The 9,672-nt window shown below is 69.2% G+C and carries 13 protein-coding genes; 1 reads left to right on the top strand and 12 read right to left on the bottom strand.

The window, feature by feature from the left end; genetic code table 11:
• The 12 genes from VNE62_08035 to folP all read right to left on the bottom strand — a co-directional run.
• Positions 1-512 (bottom strand): OB-fold nucleic acid binding domain-containing protein (locus VNE62_08035; protein ID HVE92233.1); only part of this gene is annotated, 512 nt, incomplete at its 3' end.
• A gap of 28 nt (positions 513-540) precedes the next feature.
• Entirely contained in the window at positions 541-1,317 is a 777-nt protein-coding gene (locus VNE62_08040; protein ID HVE92234.1) for a type III pantothenate kinase, read from the bottom strand.
• Positions 1,318-1,328: 11 nt separating this feature from the next.
• The gene (gene nadC, locus VNE62_08045) at positions 1,329-2,189 is read right to left on the bottom strand and encodes a carboxylating nicotinate-nucleotide diphosphorylase (GenBank protein HVE92235.1); all 861 of its coding nucleotides are present in this window, start codon (positions 2,187-2,189) and stop codon (positions 1,329-1,331) included.
• Positions 2,190-2,196: 7 nt separating this feature from the next.
• Positions 2,197-2,598: an aspartate 1-decarboxylase gene (gene panD, locus VNE62_08050; protein ID HVE92236.1), complete on the bottom strand. Its 402-nt coding sequence runs from the start codon at positions 2,596-2,598 to the stop codon at positions 2,197-2,199.
• Positions 2,595-3,509, bottom strand: coding sequence for a pantoate--beta-alanine ligase (panC, locus tag VNE62_08055; protein ID HVE92237.1), 915 nt, complete (start codon positions 3,507-3,509; stop codon positions 2,595-2,597). Before panC ends, panD begins: the two co-directional genes overlap by 4 nt.
• Positions 3,509-4,387, bottom strand: a complete 879-nt coding sequence (locus tag VNE62_08060; GenBank protein HVE92238.1) for a Rossmann-like and DUF2520 domain-containing protein — start codon at positions 4,385-4,387, stop codon at positions 3,509-3,511. Before VNE62_08060 ends, panC begins: the two co-directional genes overlap by 1 nt.
• Positions 4,388-4,511: 124 nt before the next feature.
• A complete protein-coding gene (locus VNE62_08065) occupies positions 4,512-5,498 on the bottom strand; it encodes a radical SAM protein (protein HVE92239.1) in 987 nt (328 codons plus the stop codon).
• Positions 5,499-5,553: 55 nt separating this feature from the next.
• Positions 5,554-6,306 (bottom strand): hypothetical protein, encoded by a 753-nt coding sequence (locus VNE62_08070; protein ID HVE92240.1) that lies wholly within the window; start codon positions 6,304-6,306, stop codon positions 5,554-5,556.
• The gene (folK, locus tag VNE62_08075) at positions 6,291-6,794 is read right to left on the bottom strand and encodes a 2-amino-4-hydroxy-6-hydroxymethyldihydropteridine diphosphokinase (GenBank protein HVE92241.1); all 504 of its coding nucleotides are present in this window, start codon (positions 6,792-6,794) and stop codon (positions 6,291-6,293) included. The genes VNE62_08070 and folK overlap by 16 nt, the downstream gene beginning before the upstream one ends.
• A 7-nt stretch (positions 6,795-6,801) precedes the next feature.
• Entirely contained in the window at positions 6,802-7,158 is a 357-nt protein-coding gene (locus tag VNE62_08080) for a dihydroneopterin aldolase (GenBank protein HVE92242.1), read from the bottom strand.
• On the bottom strand, positions 7,159-7,992 hold the full coding sequence (locus VNE62_08085; protein HVE92243.1) for a PD-(D/E)XK nuclease family protein: 834 nt from the start codon (positions 7,990-7,992) through the stop codon (positions 7,159-7,161). It abuts the gene before it with no gap.
• A complete protein-coding gene (folP, locus tag VNE62_08090) occupies positions 7,989-8,828 on the bottom strand; it encodes a dihydropteroate synthase (GenBank protein HVE92244.1) in 840 nt (279 codons plus the stop codon). Before folP ends, VNE62_08085 begins: the two co-directional genes overlap by 4 nt.
• A gap of 113 nt (positions 8,829-8,941) precedes the next feature.
• Here folP and VNE62_08095 point away from each other — a divergent pair.
• A partial coding sequence (locus VNE62_08095) for a biosynthetic peptidoglycan transglycosylase (GenBank protein HVE92245.1) occupies positions 8,942-9,672 on the top strand: 731 nt, incomplete at its 3' end.

The following is a 9,672-nucleotide window of genomic DNA, read 5'->3' on the forward strand; positions in this document are numbered from 1 at the left end:
GCCCGGATCACGGCACTGCGCAACCGCGCGATCCGCTGTGAATCCGGGTTGGAGATGAGATCCAGGTACCTCTGGCGGAAACGGACCTCGACGTCCTTCAGGCCGTGCCACTTGTCCGGAAGCGGACGAAGCGACTTCGCAAGCATCACGAGCTCCGACGGCCGCACCGACAGCTCGCCCAGCTTGGTCCGCATGACCTCGCCGGTGGCGCCGACGATGTCGCCCGTGTCCAGCTCCTTGAACCGCTCGACCAGGTCGCGCGTGACGAACAGCTGGATGCGGCCGGTGCGGTCCTGCAGGTCCCCGAAGGCAAGCCTTCCCTGCTCGCGCGTCGCGACAAGACGTCCTGCCACCGAAACGACGTCGCCCGACTCCGACCCCGGCTCCAGCCCCGAGTAACGCTCCTGCAGCTCGGACGCCGATTCGGTGGGTCCGAACCGGACGGGCCACGCCTCGGCCCCCAGGTCGTCGAGCTTGCCCAGACGGGCCCGGTAAAGGTCCTCCTCGCTCATCGCGGCACTCTAACGGGCGACGGGTCGATCACTGGGGAGTCCGGTTGCGTCCGGTCACGATGCGCAGTCCCCGCAGGACCAGCCACGGGTCCACCTCGTCGACGATGGACAGGTTCGGGGAGATCTGGTCGGCCAGGCCCCCCGTGAGCACGGTCCTGGCCTCGGCTCCCAGCTCCGTCCGGAACCTGGCCACCATGCCTTCAATCAGGCTGGCGTACCCGAGCACGATGCCCGACTGCAGCGCTTCGGCCGTGCTCTTGCCGATGAGCCTGCGGGGGGGCGCGAACTCCACGCGCTCCAGCTGGGCTGCCCCCGCGACCAGGGCCTGCGCCGCCGTGTGGGGACCCGGGGCGATGGCCCCGCCGAGGTACTCGCCTCCCTCGGACACGGCGTCGAAGGTCGTGGCGGTCCCGAGGTCGATGACGATGGCGGGTCCGCCGTAGATCTCATAGGCCGCGACGGCGCCCATGATCCTGTCCGCCCCGACCTCCCGGGGGTTGTCGATCAGCACCGGCATCCCCGTCCGGACTCCGGGGCCGACTATCAGCGGCTCGAACTGCAGGTAGCGCTGGACCATCTCGCGCAGAGACTGGGTGACCCTCGGGACGACGCTGGCTATCGCCACCTCTGCGACGGTGCGGTCAAACGACATCCGCTCGAGGGCCAAAAAGGCCTGGAACAACACGAACAGCTCGTCGGGGGTCCTGGCCGTCTGGGTGGCGAACCGCCACGTCCTGACCAGGTCTTCGTCCTCGAACAGGCCGAGGGTGGTCTCGGTGTTGCCGGCGTCGACGGTGAGAAGCATGGCGGTGCCCGCTACGACCCGGCGCGAACCAGGCGCAGGCTCACGTCCAGCGCGGGGGCCGAGTGCGTGAGAGCGCCCACCGAAACCCGGTCCACGCCCGTCGCGACGATCGCCGCAACCGTCTCCAGCGTCACGCCCCCGGACGCCTCGATGAACACCCCGGGACGCATCTCCCGCGCCAGCCGGACGAGCGCCTCCAGCTCATCGGCCGGCCGGTTGTCCAGGAGCAGTGAGGACGCACCCGCCTCCAACGCCTGACGAACGTCGCCCGCCGACTCACACTCGACCTGCACCGCAAGTCCCGACGACACAGCCCTCCGCGTTGCCTCCGAAACGGACGCGCAGGCGGCGATGTGGTTGTCTTTCACGAGCACCGCCGCCGACAGGTCCATTCGGTGGTTGACGCCGCCGCCGGCGCGGACCGCGGCCTTCTGCAGCGTGCGCAGCCCGGGAAGGGTCTTGCGGGTGTCGGTCACCTCGGCCGTTCCGGCCAGCCGGACGAACTCGCGCGTCAGCGTGGCGATGCCCGACAGGTGGCCGAGCAGGTTCAGAGCCGTCCGCTCGCCGGTGAGGATGGCGCGCAGGCTTCCTGTCAGCCTGGCGAGCACCTGTCCGGCCTCGACCGGGTCCGCGTCGGAGACCGGCGTGACCACATCGACGGCCGGGTCCAGCCGACGGAACGTAGCGGCCACCGCGGACAGGCCGAAGACGACGCCGGGAGCCGACGCGATGACCTCCGCGACGCCGCGCGCATCCGAGGCGACGACCGATTCGGTGGTGATGTCGCGGGTGGCAGTGTCCTCGTCAAGCGCGAGTCGCACGACCCGCTCGACGTCGGCCTCCAGCGCTGCGGCGGCAGTCTGGGCCCTCATCGCCTCCTCACAGCAGCCCGCCTGCGCCTTCACCGGAGTCACCGGAGTCGTCGCCGGCCGTACCGGCGGGGTGGTTGCCGTCGTCGACGAAAACGACGCGCGGGTGATGGCCGGCCACCTCCTCCTGGTCGAACCCGGCGAAGGTCATGATGATCACTTTGTCGCCGGCGTGGACGAGTCGCGCGGCCGCGCCGTTCATGCAGATCGTCCCCGACCTGCGGGGCCCGGGGATCGCGTACGTCTCGAGTCTCGACCCATTGTCCACATCCACGACGAGCACCTTTTCGTGCTCCCGGATGTCGGCCAGGTCCATCAGCTCGGCGTCGATGGTTATGGACCCCACGTAGTCCAGCCGGGCCTCGGTCACGAGCGCGCGGTGGATCTTGGACTTGAGCAAAAAGCGGATCATCTCGTGTCCCTCCGGTCGGCGGGCCCCTCGCCGGCCGAGGATCCCCCCAGGGGGTCCCCGGACGGGCCGGCGACATGCACCCGTACGTTGTCTATCAGACGCGTTCCGGCGACTCTGATGGCGCCGCAGACCAGCACGTCGCTCTCCACCCGTGTGGCGGGCCGGAGCGTGGCCGGATCGACGATCTCGAGGTAGTCGACCGCATCGGGCCGCGCCGCTGTGAGCTCGGTCATGCCCAGGGAGATGAGGAACTCGACATCACGCTGCCCGGCCTGTATGGCATCGCGAATGGAGAACAGAGCCTGGGACAGGCACAGCGCGCGAGGCCGATCAGACTCGGGAATCCTGATGTTTCGGCTGGACATCGCCAGCCCATCGGACTCGCGTGTGGTCGGGCAGCCCACCACCTCCACCGGCATGTCGAGGTCGGATGCCAGACGGCTCACCACGCACAGTTGCTGTGCGTCTTTCTCGCCGAAGTAGGCGCGGCAAGTCCCCATAATCGAAAACAACTTGGAGACGATCAGAGCCACACCCTCGAAGTGGCCCGGGCGAACCGCGCCCTCCATGGTCTGCGTGAGAGCCGGCATCGAGATCCGAGTGAGCGGAGGCTCGGGGTACATCTCGCCGGCCCCGGGACTGAAAACGGCGTCCACCCCCGCCTCCTGGCACAGCGCGGCGTCGTCTTCGAGGTTCCGCGGGTAGGCCTGGAAGTCGGCTTCGACGTCGAACTGGGTGGGGTTGACGAAGATACTCACCACGACGAACCCGCACTCGTTGCGCCCTCGGCGCACAAGCGACAGGTGTCCTTCGTGCAGCGCCCCCATGGTGGGGATGAATCCCACGGTGTCGCCCCGACCGCGGGCCTCCCACAGCACCGTTCGCATCCGCGGAATCGTGCGCACCGTCATCATCGCGCCGGTTCCTCCGCCGGGCGGGCCGGGGGCTCGCCCAGTACATCGGGAGACCGCCCCGCAAGAACCGCCGACAATGCGGCCAGCGACAGGTAGGCACCGGCGATCGGGTCCTGCATCCCCTCCGGGGTCCTGGCCCGCAGCGCTTCCACGTGCATGCGCAGCGTTCCGGTATCGCCGCGCGCGGCGGGTCCCGTTATCGACGACGCGGCGCCGGCTGAAAGCACGTTGTCCACGGACGTCCTCACCAGAGGCGCAATGAGCGCGCGCCCCTGCGCGAGGCCGATGCCCTCGAGCAGCGCAGTCGCCGCGTGGACGACCGCCAGCACGTAGTTGGAGGCGAAGACCGCGGCCGCGTGATAGGCAGGCTTCGCATCGTCGGGCAGGGCAAACGGCTTGCCTCCCCATCCCATCGCGAGCCGGTGCAGGAAAGGCCTGTCCGCGGGGTCGCATGTGACGGCGACGGGAGCTCCATTCAGCGCCTCGGCCCCCTTGTGGGGGTCGGGCAGTGTCTGCAGCGGGTGCATGGAAGCGACAGACGCGCCGGAGGCCCTCACTGCCGCAAGCGCCTGGACCGAGGTCGCGCCGCTCGTGTGCGCGACGCGCTGTCCCGGACCCGCGCCCGCGGCAGCCTCCGCCGCCACGTTCTCGATGGCATCGTCGGGGACCGCTACGACCGCCACATCCGCCGCCGATACCGTCTCCGCGATCCCAGACAGCACAGGGACGTCCAGCAGCCTGTGCGCGCGCTGGCGTCCGGACCTGGACCGCGACCAGACGGCCAGGATCGGGTACCCGGCCTGTTGCAGCGCGAGCGCGATGCTGCCGCCGGCGCGGCCACAGCCCACGATGGAGATGGACGGCCTCTTCGCCACGCGACACCTTTCGACTAGCTCGCGCGGGGCCGGGAGACGACAAAGGGTCCTTCGTCGTTCCAGTTCCCGCGGGATACCGGACTCGGACCTGGAGTTCAGCGTAGCGGCGAGAGCCCCGGAGCGCTCAGGTGAGGAGCTGGAGCTGCTGCGCCTGCTGCGGCTTGTCGAGCGGCTCCGCACGAACGGCGAATCGCCGCCGGCCCCCCGGCCTGGCCTTCAGGCCTCCCGCCTCGCGCACGAGCGAGCTAACGGTCGAGGCGAGCTCCTTTCGGTCGGACGAGGGCGCGTAGGGGCGCGTGTACATCTGGTCGTAGCGTGCGACGAGGCCGGGGTGAGCGTCCTGAAGCCAGCTCATGAACTCCTCGCGAACCACCGGCCGAAGGTGCAGCAGGATCGGAGTGACGGACGGAGCACCGGCCTCGACGGCCGCCTGGACCACGTCGCGCAGGATCTGCGGGTCGTCGGTGATGCCGGGCAGTACGGGGGCCACCATCACGCTGCACGGGATGCCGGCCGCGTTCATCCTCGCCACAGCCTCCATGCGCTTGCGGGGGTGGGGCGTTCCGGGCTCGGTCTCGCGCCATGCCCGATCGTCCAGAGTCCCGATGGACACGGCCGTCGAGACGTCCGTCATCTCCGCCGCCGCCACGAGGAGGCCGAGGTCCCGGAGGATCAGCGTTCCCTTGGTGAGGATGGAGAACGGGTTGCGGTAGTCGGTCAGCGCCCGGATGATCCCGGGCATCAGCCTGTAGCGCCCTTCGGCGCGCTGGTACGGGTCTGTCCCCGTCCCCATGGCGACGTGCTCGCCCTTCCACCTTTTCGCCGCGAGTTGGCGGCGCAGAAGTTCCGGAGCGTTGACCTTCACGACGATCTTCGACTCAAAGTCGCGTCCGGCATTCATGTCCATGTACGTGTGCGTCACGCGGGCGAAACAGTAAGTGCAGGCATGGCTGCAACCTCTGTACGGGTTGATCGTCCAGTTGAAAGGCAGCGCGTTTCCCGGCACCCGGTTGAGGATCGACTTGGCCTCGGCCTCGATGAACTCGATGCCGCGAAAATGAGGAGTGTCGAAGACCGTCCGGCGAAGCTCGAAGAGCTGCTCTGGGGGCATGACCTGCGATTCTAGAACGTGTGTTCGGGAGCCGCAACCGGTCAGCGCCCGACGCTCAGCCCACCGGCGGGACCTCCGTCTTCAGCCGGACCCAAACGGCGTTCGCGTGCGCGACCAGCTCCCCGGCGCTGGTGAAGATCGCCGAGGCGGACAGAATCTTTCGCCCCTCGGCCCCCGTTCGCCAGGCAACCACGGCGTGGGCGGCCCCCGAACGCACCGGCCCGGTCATGCCGGCCTCCATGGTCCCCAGGACGGCAGCGCCCTCAGTGAAGGACCGCATCGCGGCCGCTCCGCTGGGGCAGTCCAACGCCGACCAAACGAACTCCGGCCGGACCCAGCCGTCGTCGGCGGCGAGGTCCGGCCCCGGCGTCCACACCGTTGCCAGCACATCGAGCCCCTGGACCGGCCAGGCGAACAGCCTCAGGCCATCCCCCGGCTCCCGCTGGGGGCCGCAGACGAAGCACGTGGGGAACGGATGACGCGCCGCCCACGACGTGATCCCGCGTTCCGCCTCGGACGCGGCGGCAACCGCGGCCTCCAGACCGACCGGGTGTGGCAGCTCCGGGCCGGACATCCCGGCAGGACCACCCTCTGCCACCAGCTCCCCGCCGTCCATGACCAGGACCCGTCCGGCTTCCCGTTCAACACGCATCGGACGCTCCAGCGGGGGAGGACGCCGTAGAAAAACCCGCGCGGGACCTTCGATGAAAGCAGCGACGCGACCGCACGTGTAGCCGCCGTTTCCCGATGCCGGCGGGCCGTTAAACCGCCGGGCGATGACGATCTCGGCGGTCACGGCCGAGGCCACAGAGACTCCGGGGGGTGCGCCAGCTTCACGCCGGATCGGCCGATCTCCTCGAGACGGCGCAGGATCGGGCTGCCGGACGGCAGGACCAGGCCGGGATCCAGGTCGGACAAAGGCACCAGCACAAAGGCCCGGTCCTGCATCTCGGGGTGCGGCAGGGTGAGCTCGGCCCCCTGTTCCGTCTGCCCCTCCACCAGCAGCAGATCCAGGTCGACCTCGCGCTGCTGCCACCTGCCCCGGGACATCCGTCCAACCTCGCGCTCAATCGACTTGCACAGCGCCAGCAGCTGCAGGGGCTGAAGCGACGTCCGGACCTCCACGACCGCGTTGAGGTAGTCGGGTTGCGGGGGCCCGACGGGGTCGGTGGCGTAGACGGACGAAGCGGCGACGAACTCGACGAGCGAGTGGGAGCTCAATTCCGCCACGGCCCGCCTCAGGTATCCGAGCCGGTCGCCGACATTGGAGCCGAGTCCGACGTATGCGGTCCGCAAGCCCGGCTCAGACGTCGCCGCGCTCGATCTCCACGGCGACCTCCTCGACCCCCAGCGACCCGGCCACCGCGGGCTTCGACACCCGGACGAGGACGGAGTCGGCTCCCAGCTGCAGCAGCGCCTCGGAGATCGATTGCGCGACCGTTTCGATGATCGAGTGGGAGGAAATCTCCACCACCCGCTTGATCTCGCTGATCACAGTCGTGTAGTCGATGGTCATCCCGAGGCTGTCGGAGGTGGCCGCGGGAGCCAGGTCGTAGGACAGCTCCGCGTCAACCTCCAACTCGGTTGGGTTCTCGCGCTCGAACGGCGCCACACCGTGACGCCCGGAAGCCTTGACTCCCTTGACGATGATCAGATCCATCTAGCTTCTTCTCCTTCTCCTCAGCGGTTGGGGCAAAAACGGCCCGGCCTGGGCCCTGCCTTCCGGACAGATATCCAGGAAATCGCACCATCGGCACAGGGTGCCGGGCCTGGCCGGGTAGGACCTGTCCGCGCGCATGACGTCGACGATCTGCTCGATGCGGGTCCAGTCCGAGTCCAGACGGTCCGGATCCCGGCGGGTCTCGACCCTTTTGCCGTCGGCGAGGTGGTACAGCACGATTCGCGAGACCTTCCGGCGGAACTGCTCGGACACCGCCATCGCGTACATCGACAGGGGCAGCGACTCGTCCACCGACTTCGGGTCCTGGCGGAACGCGCCCGTCTTGTAGTCGACGATCACGTAGTCGTCGCCGGCGGCGTCCAGGCGGTCGATCCGCCCCCACACGAGCAGTCGCGACGCCAGGCGCGTCACCGAGAACTTGGACTCCAGGGCGATCGCACGGACTGCGGCGTGGTCCTCGAGGTCGAAGTAGCGCCGCAGCATCTCCTCGGCCCTCACCATCTGCGCCTCGCCCTCCGCCGCTGACCTGAAGCCGCCCGGGTCCCACGTGTGCCGCAGGGCCCGCAGCAGGCTTTCAAGCGTTCGGTCGCCGGGCTGCTGGGCGTAGAAGTCGCGCAGCGCCCGGTGCACGGAGGACCCCAGCGTCGCCTGCGGGAAGCTCCGCCGCTCGGGCCGCCTGTCCAGGTACCGGAACCGGTACTGCCGCGGGCAGTCCAGATAGCACTGGAGCCGGGAGGGGTTGAGCTCGAACAGGCCGTCTCCGTCGTCGAACAGGCGCGAGGCCTGGCCCGCCGCCAGCGCGCGCCTGCTCAAACCCCGGCCCCCTCGGCGACCATCGCCGGCTCGCCGCTTTTCGAAATGGCGGAGATCATGTCGACCACGCGCCTCATCATGCGGACGTCATGCACGCGGACCACGTCGACGCCCCGGACGGCGCACCACGCGACGGCGGCCGCGGTTCCCTCGAGACGGTCCTCTCCGGTGACGTGGCCGACGAACCTCTTGCGCGACGGTCCCACCACGACGCCTGCGGCCAGCCCCCGGAGCTCTTCGGCCCGGCGGAGCAACTGGAGCGACTGCTCGGCGGTCTTGGCGAATCCGAGCCCGGGGTCGACCAGGATCCGCTCGCTGGGGACTCCCGCCTCGGTTGCCGCCCTCACTCGCAGGGACAGCTCCGTGGCCACGTCCCGGAACACGTCCCCGTAGCCGGTGAGGGAGTCCATCGTCGCTGGCGCCCCGCGCATGTGCATGAGGATCACCGTCGCGCCCCTCCGGGCGATCATCGCCAGCATCCCGGAGTCGTAGGCTCCGGCGGACACGTCGTTGACGATGGTCGCACCCGCGTCCAGCGCGGCCTCGGCCACCTCTGCCTTGCGGGTGTCGATCGACACCGCCGGTCCGAGCCTGGACACCGCCTCGACCACCGGCACGACCCTGCGCATCTCCTCCTGCACGCTAACCTCGGCCGCTCCCGGCCTGGTGGACTCGCCGCCGACGTCGATCAGGTCGGCGCCCTCCGAAACCATCTGCTCGGCGTGGGCGGCCGCCAAGTCCACCCTGTCGTATCTGCCGCCGTCATGGAAGGAGTCCGGGGTCACGTTGAGGATGCCCATGACAGCCGTGCGGGGACCGAACGGGCGGTTGCGCATGAGCCCATCGTAGACGGGGGCCGAAGATGACCCGGATGGCCCTGTTGTCCGTATCTGCGGATTGAGCGCGCTCTACCCTGGGAACAAGGACCAGGCGAGACGAGGAGGAGCTGGTGGAAGAGGCACGGCCCGCGGACGAAAAGGCTGGCAGGTTCCGGCGCGCGGCTCGCGCCATCGGATGGCGTCGCGCAGGCATCTTCGCGGCCGTGTTCCTGCTGGCCATGCTCATCCCCCCCGTCCGGCGTGCTACCGCGAACACGGCCAGCCGGGTGATCCTGTTCGTCGCCTCGCCGCTGGCTCCCGACATCAGCGGCTTCGACACCCTCCCGCAGACCTCCACGGTGATGGCCAAGGACGGATCCGAGATCGGTGCCCTCGGGGAGGAGAAGAGGGAGACGGTCGACCTCCAGCGTCTGCCCGAACACGTGGAACGGGCCGTTCTGGCGGCCGAGGACGCGTCCTTCTACGAACACTCGGGAGTGGACCCGTCGGGAGTCGTCAGGGCGCTGTTCAACAACATCCGCGGAGGCGGGACGCAAGGCGGCAGCACCATCACCCAGCAACTGGCGAAGCTCAATTACGCGGGCACCGAGAGGACGCTTTTCCGAAAGCTCCGGGAGGTGCTATACGCGAGCAAGCTCGAGCGCAAGTACTCCAAGGACGAGCTGCTCCAGCGCTATCTGAACCAGGTCTACTTCGGACAGCGCTCGTACGGACTGGCCGTGGCCGCCAGGACGTTCTTCGCCGCCTCCCCGGAAGCGCTCACGCCCGCACAGGCGGCCACCCTGGCCGGCAAGATCCGGTCGCCGGAGAGACTCAACCCGTACACGAAGCCTGATGCCGT

This window comes from Actinomycetota bacterium, from assembly GCA_035536535.1.
GTDB lineage: Bacteria > Actinomycetota > JAICYB01 > JAICYB01 > JAICYB01 > DATLNZ01.

Excerpts from the sequence above, each read along its gene's own strand:
- nadC (HVE92235.1), bottom strand. The coding sequence starts at position 2,189 with ATGAGGGCCCAGACTGCCGCCGCAGCGCTGGAGGCCGACGTCGAGCGG.
- panD (HVE92236.1), bottom strand. The coding sequence starts at position 2,598 with ATGATCCGCTTTTTGCTCAAGTCCAAGATCCACCGCGCGCTCGTGACC.
- panC (HVE92237.1), bottom strand. The coding sequence starts at position 3,509 with ATGACGGTGCGCACGATTCCGCGGATGCGAACGGTGCTGTGGGAGGCC.
- VNE62_08040 (HVE92234.1), bottom strand. The coding sequence starts at position 1,317 with ATGCTTCTCACCGTCGACGCCGGCAACACCGAGACCACCCTCGGCCTG.
- VNE62_08080 (HVE92242.1), bottom strand. The coding sequence starts at position 7,158 with ATGGATCTGATCATCGTCAAGGGAGTCAAGGCTTCCGGGCGTCACGGT.
- VNE62_08065 (HVE92239.1), bottom strand. The coding sequence starts at position 5,498 with ATGCCCCCAGAGCAGCTCTTCGAGCTTCGCCGGACGGTCTTCGACACT.
- folP (HVE92244.1), bottom strand. The coding sequence starts at position 8,828 with ATGCGCAACCGCCCGTTCGGTCCCCGCACGGCTGTCATGGGCATCCTC.